The sequence below is a fragment of the Streptomyces sp. NPDC004610 genome (assembly GCF_040609715.1).
GTDB lineage: Bacteria > Actinomycetota > Actinomycetes > Streptomycetales > Streptomycetaceae > Streptomyces.
On the sequence record NZ_JBEXLA010000028.1, the window covers coordinates 106,466 to 120,892 of the forward strand.

The following is a 14,427-nucleotide window of genomic DNA, read 5'->3' on the forward strand; positions in this document are numbered from 1 at the left end:
CGGGGCCCGCAGAGAGCGCCCGATCGATCATGCAGATCACCGACAGGCGTGCCGTCCGTACGACGGCCCGCGCCCTCGCCGTACCCGCCGCCGCACTGGCGGTCCTGGCCACCGCCGCGCCACCCGCCGCGGCCCACACCGAACTCACCACCAGCACCCCCACCGCCGACGCCACCCTCACCGCGCCGCCCCCGGACATCACACTCACCTTCACCGACGAGATGAGCGAGACCTACGCACAACTCGCCGTCACCGCCGAGGACGGCACATCCGTGGGGCGGGGCGCTCCGCGGGTGAACGGCCGGACGGTGTCCCTCGCGCTCGCCACCGGGGGTGACGGTTTTGAGGGCGGGCGGTACACGGTCGGGTACCGGGTGGTGTCGGAGGACGGGCATCCGGTGGCGGGGTCGTACGTGTTTGTGGTGGAGGGGGCGGCGGCTGCGCCGACACCGGTTCCACCGCCGGAGGCGTCGGAGCCGTCGGAAGCGCCGGAGGCGGAGGCGTCTGAGGCGGGATCGCCCTCCCCCTCGCCGGTCGCGGCGGAGCCCGGCCGCCCAGGGACCCCCCTCCTCGCCGGGGGCGCGGCGCTCGCCGTGGTCGGCGGGGCGGCGGCCCTCGCGTACGGCGTACGTCGGCGGCGGCGCGGACGGACCGGGGGCGGCGACGATGCCCACTGACCCGAACCGGGCCCGGGACCGGCGTCTGACGCTCCCCCTCCCCCTCCCCCTCCTCCTCGCCGCAGCCCCCGTCACCGCCGTGGCCGTCACCCTGGTCGCCCTCTGGGCCGGCGGCGGGGCCCGGACGGGCAACGTCCCCGGGATCGAGGACGCCGGGCCGTTCACCGCGTGGGCGTTGCCGGTGGCGCGGGTGCTCACCGATGCCGCCGGGGTGACCACCGTAGGGGCGCTGCTGCTGGTGGCGGTGTTGCTGCCGGGCGGCCGACGGCTCGGCGCGGCCCAGCTCCGGTACGTCGACTGGGTGATCGCGTCCGCCGCCGCCTGGGCCCTGCTGTCCCTCGCCACCCTCCTCCTCTCCCTCTCCGACCTCTTCGCCCGCCCGCTGCTGGGGTCCGGGCTCCTCACCCCGGAGGTGGTCGCCGACTTCGTGGCCACCGACGCCCGAGGCAGGGCGTACGCCGTGACGGCGGCCGTCGCCGCACTCGTCGCGACCCTCGCCATCGGCCTGTCCACCGCCCGCTGGGCCCGCACCGCGCTGCTGCTCGCCCTGACCGGCCTCCTGCCCCCCGCCCTCACCGGCCACTCCGCCGCCTCCGGCAACCACGACACCGCCGTCACCAGCCTCGCCCTGCATCTGGCCGGGGCGGCGGTCTGGGTCGGCGGGCTGCTGTTCGTGCTGGTGGTGGCGGTGCGGCGGGAGGAGGGGACGGAGACCGCCGTACGCCGCTTCGGGGCGCTGGCGGGCGGGGCGCTGCTGACGGTCGCGGCGAGCGGCATCGTCAACGCGGCCGTCCGCCTCCCCTCCTTCACCGATCTCCTCACCACCCCCTACGGCCTGATGCTGCTGGGCAAGGTGGTGGCGCTGGGCGGGCTGGCGGCGGCGGGGGCGTGGCACCGCCGCCGGACGCTCCCGGCCCTGCGGACGGGCAGCCGCAGACCCTTCCTCCGCCTCGCCGCCGCCGAACTGCTCCTGATGGCCGCGACGACCGGCCTCGCCGTGGCCCTCTCCCGCACCCCGCCCCCCGGCGGGACGACCACCCCCCTCACCCGCACCGAGGAACTCCTCGGCTTCCCCATGCCCCCACCCCTGGGGAACTTCCCCTGGACCCCCCTGTTCACCGAGTGGCACTTCGACCCCCTCTTCGCCTTCGGCACGGCGGCTGCGGCGGCCCTCTATCTGACCGGTGTCCGCACCCTCCGCCGCCGGGGCGACCGCTGGCCGCCCGGCCGGACGACGGCCTGGCTGGCCGGTCTCGCGGTCACCGTCCTGGCGACCATGAGCGGCCTGTCGACCTACGGAAAAGTCCTGTTCAGCGTGCACATGGGCCAGCACATGATCCTGGCCATGACGGTCCCGCTGCTCCTGGTCCTGGGCGCCCCCGCGACCCTCGCCCTGCGCGCCCTGCCCAGGGCCCGCCCCCGTGCACTGCTCCTCACCCTCCTCCACAGCCGCTACGTCCGGCTGATCTCCCATCCGGTGGTGGCGAGCATCCTGTTCATCGGCAGCGCCTACGCCGTCTACTACACCTCGCTCTTCGAGACGCTGATGCGCAGTCACCTCGGCCATGTGGTGATGCTGGTGCACTTCCTGGCCGTCGGGCTGCTGTTCTTCTGGGTGGTCATCGGCATCGACCCGGGCCCGCGCCGCCCGCCCTATCTGGGCCGCCTCTTCGCCCTCATCCTCACGATGCCGTTCCACTCCTGGTTCAGCATCTCGCTGATGAGCTCCAGCACCCTGATCGGCGCGGGCTGGTGGAACGCCCTCGACCGCCCCTGGGTCACCGAGCCACTGGACGACCAGTACGACGCCGGTGCGATCGCCTGGGCCACCGGGGACATCCCCGTCCTGCTCACCACGGTCGTCCTGGCCGCCCAGTGGATCCGCGCGGACCGCCGCGAGGCCCGCCGCATCGACCGCCGTATCGACCGGGGCCTGGAGCGGGGCGACGGCAACGACCCCCTGACCGCCTACAACGCCTACCTGGCGAGCCTGCACGCCCGAGACCACCGACCCGCCCACTCCCCCGACCGGAAGACCCCATGACCAAGCTGAAGAAGAACCTCATCGCCGCCGCCGTACTGATCGTCGGCTTCGCCACGGCCTACGGCGTCTATCTCCTCCTCGCCCCCGAGGGCACCGGCACCACCACCCTGGACGTCCGCCCCGCCGCCGAGGCGGAGCCGGTCCGCCCCTCCAGCCACCGCATGACCACCCCCGAACGCAGCGAACTGACGGTCGTGGAATTCCTCGACTTCGAGTGCGAGGCGTGCGCGGCCTACTACCCCGCCGTGGAACAACTGAAGAAGGAGTACGGCGACCGGGTCACCTTCGTCGCCCGCTACTTCCCCATGCCGGGCCACCGCAACGGCGAACTCGCCGCCCGCGCGGCGGAGGCGGCGGCCCGCCAGGGCAAGTTCGAGGAGATGTACGACAAGCTCTTCACCACGCAGAAGGAGTGGGGCGAGTCCCAGGACTGGAAGGAGGACGTCTTCCGCGGCTACGCCGCCGATCTCGGCCTGGACATGCCCCGCTTCGACGCCGACCTAGCCGACCCGGAAACCGCCGGCCGCGTCCTGGCGGACCAGGAGGACGGGGTGGGGCTGGGGGTGAACTCGACGCCGACGTTCTTCGTGGACGGGGAGAAGATCGCGAATCCGGGGTCTTATGAGGAGTTCGCGGCGGTGATCGAGGAGGGGTTGGGGGAGTGAGGGCGGGGAGGGTCTGACCGGGGCCGGGGCCGGGGCCGGGGCCTTGAGCCTGGCCCGGTCCGGGTAGAAGAGCACGGCCCCCCGCCCAAGAACTCAGGCGGCAAGGCGCACCACTGCCTCGCACAGCGCGTCCACCTGCTCCGGAGTCATCTCGAAGTCGTACGCGATGTCCTCGACGCTCTCCCCGGCCTCCCAGAGGTCGGTGATGGCCTTGACCGTGACCCGATTCGCGGCCACTACGGGCCTCCCCTGCCCGAACCTCGGATCGATCACCACGGGCACGGACTCCGGGTACTGCCTGAGCCGAAGGCTGGTGGGGAAGTCGTCGTCGGGCTCCCAGTTCAGATGGCGGAGACAGTCGGAAACCACCTCGTGGATGGGCGCCTGACCATCCCGGGCTCTGCGGAGATCCCCGAGCCCGTGCTCGACGAGGATGCCCACCCCGTCCGTCGCGATCCGCTTCGACACCAGGCCGTACGGCGTGGCGAACGCGTCCCGTATGGCTGCCGCCGCCTCCCTGATCTCACTCATCCGGAGCCCCAGCGAACGCAGGGAACGGAGTACATGCGCCTCGGCCACCGCGATGAACGGCACCGAGGGCTGCCCCTTGCGGACCGGCTCGACCTGATGAACCAGAGGTGCCCCGGCGGCCCTGACCTTCAGCCACGAGGCCAGGGTCGACTGCGGAATCTCCAGGTAGGAGGCCGTTTCTGTAGGCGTCAGAAGCCCTTCGGTGAACCTTTCGCTCACCTCCGCTGATCCCGCCATCACCGGCTCACGCGCTGGCCCGCACAGGTTCCCGGCAGTCCCGGCACCGCCCCGCCACCGGCGCCCGGAAGGCACGCTCGCACCCGTCGCAGGTCTGGAGGGGAACCACGGGCGGCCGTTCCGAGAGAGGCGGGGCGGGCGGCGGGGCTGGCATGGGTGTCTCACGGAGCCGGAAGGCGAGGATGCCCGCCGGGCGGCCGAGGAAGTGATCCGGGAGCCGGTCGGTGAGTGTCGCCGTGATCTGGTGGGGCGTGACCCCGGCCGCGAGCCACTGGCACACGCCGGGCACCAGCCGTGCCGCTTCCCGCTCGGACAGCATGAGCCGTGGATCGACCCGGCGGAGGGAGGCGAGTACGGCGATGGCCTGCGGGTCGGCATCGGCGAGCGCCCGCTCTCCGGGCGCGTCCGGCTTCCGCGCCGGGGGCGGGGACGGCGGCTCCGGCGTCGGCCCGTCCGGCTCGGGATCGCCGCCGCCGGGAACGTCGTAGAAGTACGTACGGGTACGGATCTGCCCGGAGGGCAGGCGCTCGCGCCGCCGCTCCAGATACCCGGCGGCCTCCAGTTCCCGCAGTGCCCGCGAGATCAGGATCTCGCCCTCGCTGAAGTGCGCGCAGAGGGCGGTGATGGAGACGGGAGCCCCGTCGGGGAGGGAGGAGATGTACGCGGCGACACCGATGGTGACCGCGCTGCCGCGCCGCTGGGCGAGGGCGTTGGAGAGCACCGTGAAATCGGCGGTCAGCCGGGTGCGGATGTGAATGACGCCGGAGGTCGGAGCACCGGCGCGGGCGCGCGAGGGCGCGTTAGACTGCGATTCAGCCATCGGGAAGCTCGACTTCTTCCTGAGCGGTCAGGCCCTCGTTCGGGATGCCAGTCCCGGCGGGGGCCGTCTTTGTGTGAGGTTGTTGCGGTGAACGTAACGGTCCGTGTCCCAAACTCGCAAGCGGGTCACACAAACGGGTGACGGCGCCTCGCGGCGGGGCGGGGGAGGGTGGGTGGGCGGGAGTTCTTTACCCCAGTTCTTTAAGGGGGTTGGGGGGCCGCCGGACCCTCGTGGACGGGGGTCCGGCGGCGGAGGATTGCTAGTTGTTCTTCAACTCGCCTATGAATGCGGCCCAGGTGAGGGCGGAGAAGTGGAGCGCAGGGCCGTTGGGGACCTTGCTGTCACGGGCGGGGACGACGGTCGGGATTCCGATGGCGACCTCCACGCAAATGCAGCCCTCCCGATTGCTGTAACTGCTCTTTCGCCAGACGGCGTCGTTCAACTGGGCTGGGGATTCTCACACCACGGTGATTGACCTCCAGCACGGATCGGATCATGTCGAGAGACATGCGTGGGGGCAGAGCCACCGCTCTCAGGCGATCGTAGGACAGGGCAAAGGAACGGATCTCCTTTGGCTCCTCGATGAGGTGGCCGTAGTGCGAACTCTCGGTGTAGGCGATTTCGGAGTCATCCGGCAGGTCGAGCAGCGAGAGCGAGCCGCCGAAGAAGTCGTGCGCCGTCTGCTCGAACGGCAGTACCTGGAGGGTGATGTGAGGCTCTTCCGCCGCTTCGAGCAGCCGGGTCATCTGCTCACGGATCACGGTCAGACCACCAATAGGACGCCTGAGCACGGCCTCGTCCAGGATCACCCAGAGCTTCGGTCGATCGGGCATGGTGAGGCGAAGCTGCCGTCCCAGACGAAGGGCGACCCGCTCTTCCAGATGCTTCTCGCTGGTGAGCGTGTCACCGGCACTCAGCACCCTTCGCGCGTACGCCTCGGTCTGCAAGAGACCCGGCACCAGATGAGCTGCGTACTCCCGGATGACCCGTGCCCGTCTCTGCTCAGCGATGTACTTTTGCGACCAGTCCGGGAACGACTCCCGATGCACATAAGGCCACAACTCAATCAGCAAGTTATCGGCGCCCAGGACGGAGTCCAACGCCCGGGTCAGCTCCAGCGTGGGCTTCGCGCCGGACGCCCGCTCAATCTGCGTGATCCGCGTGCTCACCACATGAACCAGCGCGCCCAACTCGGCCTGTGTCAGTCCCGCCGCTTTGCGGAGCTTGTACACCCGCCTGCCGAAGAGCACGGCTAGGGACACACTCGTGTCAATTTCCTTGGCCAAAGCGTCACTTCCGTTCCTTACGAGCGGAGCGTTAATGCTGTGTCACCTGGTGAGCGTAGGGCGCTGCGTCGACTCTTGAGTACGGAACGTGACGACTCGACGGAAGGCGACGGGCAAGCCGTGTTGACAGAGACGACCCTGCAATTCCCCTCTTCCGCGCGAGGCGCCCGGAGGGCCCGGCGGCTGGCCGTCCTGTGGATGGCGGAGCAGGGTCACCCGAAGGCGTCGGACGCGTCGTGCGCGGTCGCGCTCGTCGTCGGGGAACTGACGGCGAACGCCGTACAACACGGACGGGTGCCCGGCCACGCGTGCGGTCTGCGGTTGGCGCTCGACCCGGCCAAGGGCGTGCTGCGCGTGGAGGTCGCGGACGCCGCTGCCGAGAAGCGGCTGCCCACGGTGGCGCCGACCGCGCACCCGGAGGGAGAGTCCGGCAGGGGACTGCTGCTGGTGGACGCGCTGGCGCTGCGGTGGGGGTCGGTGCCACGGCATCCCGTGGGGAAGACGGTGTGGGCGGAACTGGACCTGGCCGCCGGATGACGTCGGGGTCCGGCTGATCCGACCGCCAACCGATCGTCCATGGTGCATGGTTGGTTGGACTTGGAGTCCGGATCGGTTCGAGGCAGAGAGGGCGAGTCGGGTCATATGAGGGTGGAGCTTCCGCCGGAACCGGCGTACTTCGTGGACCGGTACGAGGAGCGGGACCGGGTCCTGCGGGCCGTGGACGAGTGGACGGGACGTTCTGGATCGTCCAGACCGCTGATGGTGACCCTCAGCGGGCCGCAGGGCATGGGGAAGACGGAGCTGGCCCGGCTGCTCGCCCGGGTCCTGCGGGACCGCTTCGCGGACGGCGTCCGCTCCGTCGACCTGGACGACTTCCGGCTGGGCGGCGGGCTGGACCCCGGTGATGTGCTGGCGCAGTTGCTGGAGTCGCTCGGCGTGGAGCCGTCGTTCGTCGCCGCGTCGTTCAAGGCGCGCTGCACCCAGTACTGGAGCAAGACCGCCGACGCCCGGTTCATCCTCATCCTGGACAACGCGCGGTACGCCTCGGAGATCGTCCCGCTGCTCCCGGCGTCGGGCGCCAGTCTGGTGATCGTCACCAGTCACAGCCCGCTGCGCGACCTGGAGGACGGCACGGCCCTGGGCATGGCCCTGCCCCCGCTGGAGGAGTGGGCCGCGACGGAACTGCTGGAACTGGTCGTCCGGGACGCCCGCCTCGCCGCCGACCCCGAGTCCGTACGGGCACTTGTGCGGCTGTGCGAGGGCCTGCCCGCCGCTCTGCACGTGGCGGGCGGCTGGGTGCGCGCGCGTCGGCTGCGACCACTGTCCCGACTGATTCCGCAGTTGCGGGACGAGTGGGAGGAGAAGGGCGTCGCCGGGGTGGAACGGTTCTGGGACACGGTGTACGACGGGCTGTCCGGTACGGCGTCCCGGCTCTACCGCCTGCTGGCCCACCACCCGGGGACGGCGTTCACCCAGGAGTCGGCGACCGCGCTGCTCGGACTCGGCCCGGAGCCGTGCGAGGACGCCCTGGAGGAACTGGACCGGGCCGGACTGCTCGACCTGAGCGAACTGCTCGCCGAGGGCGGCGACGACGGCGGCGACGGCGACGGCCATGGCGACGGCGACGGCCATGGTCATGGCGACGGCCGGCTGAGACTGCCGGGCCCGCTGCGCGCCCACGCGCTGCGCCGCAGCCGCAAGGACGCCCCGCAGGACGAGGCCGAGGAGGGAGTGGGCAGGCTGCTGCGCTGGCTGGTGCGGCAGTTCCAGCGGGCGGACCGGTTCGCCGCCGGTGCCCGGCTGATCGTCGCGGACGAACGCCCCGCCCTGCCGCTCGCCCCCGATGTGCCGCTGGCCGATCCCGGGGCGGCGGCCGACCCGGCGGTGAGGGCCGAGCGCTCGGACCGCGCGTCGGCCTGGCTGTACGAGGAACGCCATGTGCTGCTGTCGTCCGTCCGGCTGGCGCACGAGCGGGGGATGGACGCGGAGGCGGTGGCGCTGTCCGAGCCGGTGTGGACGTACGCGCTGGACCACCCGCACCAGGCCGATGTGGTGGGCGCGCTGCGGCTCGCCGTGGCGTCGGCGGTCCGGCACGGCGCCCGCCCGGAGTGGCTGGTGCGCACCCGGTGCCAGCTCGCCCGCCAGTTGTGGGAGGCGGGCGCGGTGGACGAGGCGGAGCGGGAACTCGACGCGGCCACCGCCGCGCTCGGCCTCCTGGGGGACGGGGAACGGGACCGGAAACTCGCCGCGTCGGTGGTCGAGTTCCGGGGCATGCTCGCCGGGGTGCGCGGCGAATGGGCCCAGGCCGCGACCGAGTTCGACCGCTCCCGCCACCTGCACCGCGCGATCCCCAACCCCTATGGCGCCATGCTCCAGTCCTACCGGCTCGGAGAGGCCCGCGCCCGCCTCGGCGAACTGGAGGCGGCGTACGACGTCCTCACCCAGGCGCACGACGAGGCGGTGGCACTGCATCGCGAGCGGATGGCCCGCCGTACGGGCTTCGCGCTCGCGGGTGTGCTGCACCGCCTCGGCCGGACGGCGGAGGCCCGGGGACTGTACGAACGGTCCCTGGACGCGGCCCGCCGCCGAGGGTCCGGCTTCGACCGGGCGCGGGTCCACGACGCCCTGGCGGAACTCGCGCAGACGGAGGGGCGGGCCGCCGAGGCGGCGGAGCACCGTACGGCGGCGGACGCCATCCGGCGGCTCAACGGCCTGGGCGGGTAGCGACGACGACTCAGACTCTCAGAAAGGGGCCATCGCCTCCTCGCCGGTGGCCGGGCGAACCGTCACCCGGTAAGTCCGTCCGCCGATCACGCAGCTCAGCGAATGAGCGCCGACGGGCGCCGGAGCCCCGCCGCCGAACCAGGCGTGCACGGCCGAGGCGACCGCGGCGGGGTCGGTACGGATGATCCGTCCGTCCTCGGTGCGGGCCTCGACCCGGACGGTGTAGCAGGCCGCCGCGTCCCCACGGCTCCGGAACAGCATCACATCCGCCGACAGCACCGCCACCGCCGAACGGCACCCCGGGTAGGCGGAGAGGACGTACTCGGCCCACGCACTCGCGGTCCAGGACGGGGCCGTCCCGTCGGCGGTCGGGGCGAGCGCCCGCCGGTACAGCAGCCCCGCCGACCGCACCAGCCCCTCACCCGCGGCCCCGTACTCGACCGCCAGATGATCACCGGGCACGTCCGGGCTGAGGGGCCGCCGGGTGATGTGCACGCGGTCACCCTCGACGTCCGCGCACACATCGAACGCCGCCGGGGTACGGGGAGCGGGCCGGGGCGGGGGAAGAAGGCGGGGCGGGCTGCTGAAACGGGGAGGGGTCAGGCCGAGCAGACCGTACAGCTCGGACCGCAGCCGCCTGAGCGCCTGCCCCTGATGGGCGAAAGCCCGCCGGGCCGCGTCCTGCCCGGCTCCCGGGACGTAGGAGCGCAGGGCGCTGCCCAGCGCAGCCGCCAGGAAGTCCGCCGACTGGTCGCCCTCGCCCGGCGCTGAGGTGGGCACCAGCCGCGGAACTCCCCGCAGAAGACCATCGACAGGACTCCCCGGAATCAGCTCGGACCCGCTCCGGGGGAGCCCGACGACGGGCCGGTCCTGCGTGGCGCAGTAGTACAGGGCGGCCGACCCGTGATCGGTGAGCAGGGCATCGGCGGCGATGAGAACGGACGCCCACTCCTCCAGGGGCTCCGCCAGGATCAGCCCCGCGTCGAGCGCGGGTGCGAGGCGCTCGGCCAGCTCGTAGGTACCGAGCAGACTCCGTTCGTTGGGATGCACGATCAGCGCGAGCTGGTAGGTGTCGTGGGGGAGCTGGGTGGCGAGCCGGGCGGGCAGCTCCGGGTACCGCCGGAGCAGGGACTCGGGCCCCCAGGTCGAGGTAAGGGCGAGCAAGGTGCGGGAGCCGGTGCCGAGGGCGTTCCGGTACCGGTCGCGCAGGGTTCGGGAGGCGAGGAGGCGCTCCAGGGTGGGGTCACCGACGACCTTGGCACGGGCGGCGGCGTGCTCGTCGGCCATGGCGATCCGGGCCACCTGCTCCGGATGGGCGACCGCGTGCAGGGCTATCGGTGAGGAGGCGCCGTCCCCGGGACTCAGCAGCACGGCGTCGAGCCCGGACGCCGAGTCCGGGTCCGGCCCCTCCCCGGGAATCGACTTGTTGTACCCGGCCCCGTGCGGCAACAGAACCCGCTTCCCCCGGAGGAGAGCCAGATCCCCCTTCGGACTCGCGGTGAGAATCAGATCGTACGAGCGGGAGCACGCCTGCGCCCAGGGGACGCTTCTGCCACCGATCCGCTCGATCGCGGCCAGCATGTCGACCCCGAAGTCCGACCCCGGGACGAGGGTGAAATGCCGGGAGACGCGCTCATCACCGGCGAGGGCGGTGGCGGCGTCCAGCAACCGGTAGAGAGCGACGGCAGACCTGGCGGCGAGCAGCACGCATCGCCCGTCGCCCGTCGCCCGTCGCCCGTCGCCCCAATTGTTCGATTCTATCCGGCACTCAGGGAGAGGGATGGCCGTTTCCGCAGGTCGGAGGGGTTTGTTGGGGTCGTCCGGCGGCATATCGCGATCGTACAGCTCGGGATGGCGGTGATGTGGGGAGGTGTGCGGTGCGGGCATGGTGAGGTGGGAGCAAGGGGAACAGCGGGAAGAGAGAGGGAAGGGGGGGCTCATGTCCGAGTTGGCAGTCGCGCTGGTCGCGGCGGGGGCGGCGCTCGCGGGCAGCGTCGTCACCGGCTGGTACGCCCGGAACGCGGGGATCCGCCAGGCAGAGGCGGCCCGGCAGGCGGGGGAGCGGCAGGCGGAGGCGCTGCTGGAGTCGGTCCGTATGACGGTCCGCGGGGCGGACCTTCAGCGCGCGGTCGCCCTCCGGCGCCAGATCTACGCGGAGTTCCTGGGCGCCGCCGAGGCACGCATCCTGGTGGAACGCACGGGCCGGGCCACCGGCGACGAACAGGGCCCTCTGCAACGGGCGTACGCCGGAGTCGTCCTCGAAGGCCCGGAACAGGTCGCCGCAGCCGCCCAGGAACTCCTCGAATCCCTGCGGCGCCATGAGACACAGGACGATCTGCACCGCGCCAAGACGGCTTTCGTCGGGGAGGCGAAGCGGGCGGTGTCGGACCTGGGAGGGGGGTGACGGGGCAATGGCGGAGGGCCCTTACCAAGTCGGTAGGGGCCCTCTGAACTGCTCTTCCGTAGGTGCGGGCGCGGCCGTCTTCGGGAATGCTGTCCCAACAGGACTGGGGTGGGCATAGGTTGGCGGCCAGGCGATCATTGGTGGGGGCTGGTGTGGCAGGTCGGGATCTGCGCGCGCTGTTCAGTACGAACGACCGCACGCTCGGGGCTGTGGAGGCGTTCACGGACCGGCAGGCGCAGTGGGGGTTCGTGGTCGCCGCGCTCGCCGAGCATCTGCGGCAGGTCAGCAGTCCTTCCTTCGCCGCTGATGACCTGGAGGCCGCCCGGGACAATGTGGTGGTCCTCCATGGGATCGGTGGCATCGGGAAGTCCACGCTGTCCCGCAAGTTGGAGGCGTCCCTCGCTGATCCGGGGCAGCGTCCCGCCCAGTGGAGTGCCCCCGCATGGGGCGGAGCGCGGATCCTGCCCGTACGGATCGATCTCGCGCGCTCCGCGCATCCCGACTTCGAGAAGGTCGTGCTCAGCGTGCGCCTCGCGCTGGCCGCGATCGGCCGGCCGCTGCCCGCGTTCGACGTGGCGTTGCGCCGCTACTGGGAGCATCGGCATCCAGGGGATCCGCTGGAGGACTTCCTCAACCGCGGCGGACTGACCGCCCGGTTCGGCAAGGCGTTGCCGCAGCAGATGCAGTCCGCGCTCGCCGACGTCGCCCAGGCCCTGCTGCTGCCGGGCACGGTGGGCTCCGCGATCGGGCAGGTGAGCGGGGCGCTCGTCGGAGCGCTGCGCGAGCGTCGGCAGACCGTGCGGGCGCTCGCCGGCTGCGTACGCCTGGCCGATCTCCTGGAGAGCGAACCGGATCTGGACTCCCTGTCCTATTACCCGCACCTGCTCGCCTGGGAGCTTGCCCGACTGCCCACCGCGAAGAAGGTCACTCCGGTGATCTTGCTGGATGCCTTCGAGGAGATCGGGGACCGCACCCACCGGGACTTTGAACGCCTTCTACAGCGTCTGGTGTGGCTGCTGCCGAATGCCTTCTTCATCATCACCGGCCGCTCCCGCCTGCAGTGGGCCGACGAAGCCCTTCAGGGCCAGCTCGACTTCACCGGCCCCGCCGCCTGGCCCGGCCTGGTCGCTCCCGACATCCCCCGGACCCGTACGGAGTCCCCCGCCCCCGGCCGTGAACGGCAGATGCTGATGGGCGACTTCTCCTCCCAGGACTGCGACGACTACCTCGCCCGCCGCCTCTCCGCAGACGGCCGCCCCCTGATCGGCGATGCCATCCGCAGGGTGATCGGGCAGCGCTCGCACGGCCTGCCGTTGTACCTGGACCTCTCCGTGATGAGGTTCCTGGAGCTCCGACGCGGCGGGCACACCCCGCAGCCGACCGACTTCGACCACGACTTCCCCGCGCTGATCGCCCGAACGCTCTCCGACCTCACCGCCCCCGAGCGTCATGTCCTGCGCTCCGCCAGCCTCTTCTCCTCCTTCGATGTCACCCTGGCGACCCGGGCCGCAGGTCTGCCCCAACAAGCACCGGCGCTACGGCTCGTCGAGCGTCCCTTCGTACGGGAGACGCCGTTCGGTCTGTGGCCCTTCCACCTCCATGCCCTCATCCGCGCGACGATCCGGGGCGCCGACGACCAGACCGACGATCGGTGGTCCCCGGCCGACTGGCAGCAGGCTGCCGTCCGGGCCCTCGCCGCCCTCGGGGAGCAGTGGAGCAGCGGCTCGGACGGCGATCGCGCGCTCCTCGTGGGCTGCTTGCGCCAGGGACTGGCCATCGCCCGCGACTACCGCCTCGACGACCTCGGCTGGCTCATCGAGGCCGCCTGGACGTACATCGGCGACTCCGTATGGGAGCCGCTCGACCTGGCCGCCGCCCCGGCCGCCGCCCCCGAAGCGGAGGGCGTCGCAGCCTCAGCCTCAGCCACAGCCGCCGACGTACTGGTGGAGTTGCTCAGTGCGCTCGCCCGCCGCCAGCACGAGAACCGCGCCCGCACGGTGGAGCGCCTGGTCGCAGTCGCTGACACCGGGCTGCTGCCCGCGGAACTGCACGACGTCGCCCTCTACTACCGGGCCAAGGCGCAGCGCGACCTCGGGCACACCGAGGCATCCCGCCAGGGGATGCGGGCGGTCGCCGCGGGCGGAGGACGACTCGCGGCGAACGCACGCCGTGGGCTAGCCCACCTCTCCCGGCTCGCAGGCGACTTCCCGACCGCTCTCGAAGCCGCCGAACACTTGGGCTGGGCAGGCCGGCACCACCGCGTCGTCGGCGACGTGCGGTGGGTGCAGGGCGACATGGCCTCGGCGGCAGCGGCATTCGAAGCAGCCCGCGCGGAAGGCGAGCAGCACGGCAAGAGCGGGGAGGCGGCGATGTCACAGGCCATGCGGGCCTTCACCTTCGCCTTCACGACCGACCCCGCCACCGATGATGAGATCGACCTCGGCGAACATCTCCTGTCCCAGGTCGATCTGCGCGCCGCGACCCTGGACGTACGGATCGCAGCGCTCCTGCGCGACGCAGGCACGGATCGGGGAGTCGAGGACAGGGCGCAGATACTGGCCGCGGAGATCAGCAGGTCGGGGCTGCTCTTCGTCCAGGCCAAGCTCGAACTGGCCCGCGCCTTCCATCACGCCATCCGCGACGGCCGGGCGGGCGTCGCCTCCAGCATCAGCCGACTCCGCGAGCTGACCCGTGAGGGCTACTACGCCTACTACGTCGACATCGCCCACTTCATGGCCGACCTCCCGCTTGACAACCCATCCGGCGCACGGTGGCTCGACGAGCGGCGGACAGTACGCCAACGCTGGCGCGGCATGGTGATCGCCCGACGCGCTCTCCTCGCGTCACGGTCGGCCACCGGAACGCCGTAGCCAGTCGGCGCGCCTCGAAAGCCGCCGGACGCGTCAAGGGGAGTGCGGCACGAACAGCGGCTCTGCCTGCCGTCATTCCCCCCGTCATCCCCCCCGTCATTCCCCCCTCGTCATTCCACCCAGCCATTCCTTCCAGTCATTCCTCCCAGTCGTTCGACCGCGACCACAG

General features: G+C 71.8%; 12 protein-coding genes. 7 read left to right on the plus strand and 5 right to left on the minus strand.

Features of this window, described 5'->3' with window-relative positions; translation table 11 throughout:
- Positions 1–29 precede the first annotated feature (29 nt).
- The 3 genes from ABZX40_RS28205 to ABZX40_RS28215 are packed head-to-tail and all read left to right on the plus strand — an operon-like array spanning position 30 to position 3,386.
- Positions 30–677, plus strand: a complete 648-nt coding sequence (locus ABZX40_RS28205; protein ID WP_355736025.1) for a copper resistance CopC family protein — start codon at positions 30–32, stop codon at positions 675–677.
- A complete protein-coding gene (locus ABZX40_RS28210) occupies positions 667–2,721 on the plus strand; it encodes a cytochrome c oxidase assembly protein (RefSeq protein ID WP_355736027.1) in 2,055 nt (684 codons plus the stop codon). Before ABZX40_RS28205 ends, ABZX40_RS28210 begins: the two co-directional genes overlap by 11 nt.
- Entirely contained in the window at positions 2,718–3,386 is a 669-nt protein-coding gene (locus ABZX40_RS28215) for a thioredoxin domain-containing protein (RefSeq protein ID WP_355736029.1), read from the plus strand. The genes ABZX40_RS28210 and ABZX40_RS28215 overlap by 4 nt, the downstream gene beginning before the upstream one ends.
- A gap of 93 nt (positions 3,387–3,479) precedes the next feature.
- Here the strand turns inward: ABZX40_RS28215 and ABZX40_RS28220 are convergent, their stop codons facing one another.
- The 4 genes from ABZX40_RS28220 to ABZX40_RS28235 all read right to left on the minus strand — a co-directional run bounded on the left by ABZX40_RS28220 (position 3,480) and on the right by ABZX40_RS28235 (position 6,260).
- Positions 3,480–4,136: a DUF433 domain-containing protein gene (locus ABZX40_RS28220; RefSeq protein WP_355736032.1), complete on the minus strand. Its 657-nt coding sequence runs from the start codon at positions 4,134–4,136 to the stop codon at positions 3,480–3,482.
- A gap of 25 nt (positions 4,137–4,161) precedes the next feature.
- A complete protein-coding gene (locus tag ABZX40_RS28225) occupies positions 4,162–4,974 on the minus strand; it encodes a hypothetical protein (protein ID WP_355736034.1) in 813 nt (270 codons plus the stop codon).
- A gap of 259 nt (positions 4,975–5,233) precedes the next feature.
- Complete coding sequence (locus ABZX40_RS28230; protein ID WP_355736037.1) at positions 5,234–5,359, minus strand: DUF397 domain-containing protein; 126 nt, start codon at positions 5,357–5,359, stop codon at positions 5,234–5,236.
- Entirely contained in the window at positions 5,316–6,260 is a 945-nt protein-coding gene (locus ABZX40_RS28235) for a helix-turn-helix transcriptional regulator (protein WP_355736039.1), read from the minus strand. The genes ABZX40_RS28230 and ABZX40_RS28235 overlap by 44 nt, the downstream gene beginning before the upstream one ends.
- A gap of 120 nt (positions 6,261–6,380) precedes the next feature.
- Here ABZX40_RS28235 and ABZX40_RS28240 point away from each other — a divergent pair, with 120 nt between their 5' ends.
- Together ABZX40_RS28240 and ABZX40_RS28245 are read left to right on the plus strand one after the other, a co-directional pair.
- Positions 6,381–6,797, plus strand: a complete 417-nt coding sequence (locus tag ABZX40_RS28240) for an ATP-binding protein (protein ID WP_355736042.1) — start codon at positions 6,381–6,383, stop codon at positions 6,795–6,797.
- Between the two features lie 105 nt (positions 6,798–6,902).
- Positions 6,903–8,984, plus strand: coding sequence for an AAA family ATPase (locus tag ABZX40_RS28245; protein WP_355736045.1), 2,082 nt, complete (start codon positions 6,903–6,905; stop codon positions 8,982–8,984).
- 18 nt (positions 8,985–9,002) lie between these two features.
- Here the strand turns inward: ABZX40_RS28245 and ABZX40_RS28250 are convergent, their stop codons facing one another.
- A complete protein-coding gene (locus ABZX40_RS28250) occupies positions 9,003–10,691 on the minus strand; it encodes a translation initiation factor 2 (RefSeq protein ID WP_355736048.1) in 1,689 nt (562 codons plus the stop codon).
- Between the two features lie 232 nt (positions 10,692–10,923).
- Here ABZX40_RS28250 and ABZX40_RS28255 point away from each other — a divergent pair, with 232 nt between their 5' ends.
- The gene (locus ABZX40_RS28255; protein ID WP_355736051.1) at positions 10,924–11,388 is read left to right on the plus strand and encodes a hypothetical protein; all 465 of its coding nucleotides are present in this window, start codon (positions 10,924–10,926) and stop codon (positions 11,386–11,388) included.
- A gap of 152 nt (positions 11,389–11,540) precedes the next feature.
- Positions 11,541–14,258: an ATP/GTP-binding protein gene (locus tag ABZX40_RS28260; RefSeq protein WP_355736054.1), complete on the plus strand. Its 2,718-nt coding sequence runs from the start codon at positions 11,541–11,543 to the stop codon at positions 14,256–14,258.
- Positions 14,259–14,427: the final 169 nt, after the last annotated feature.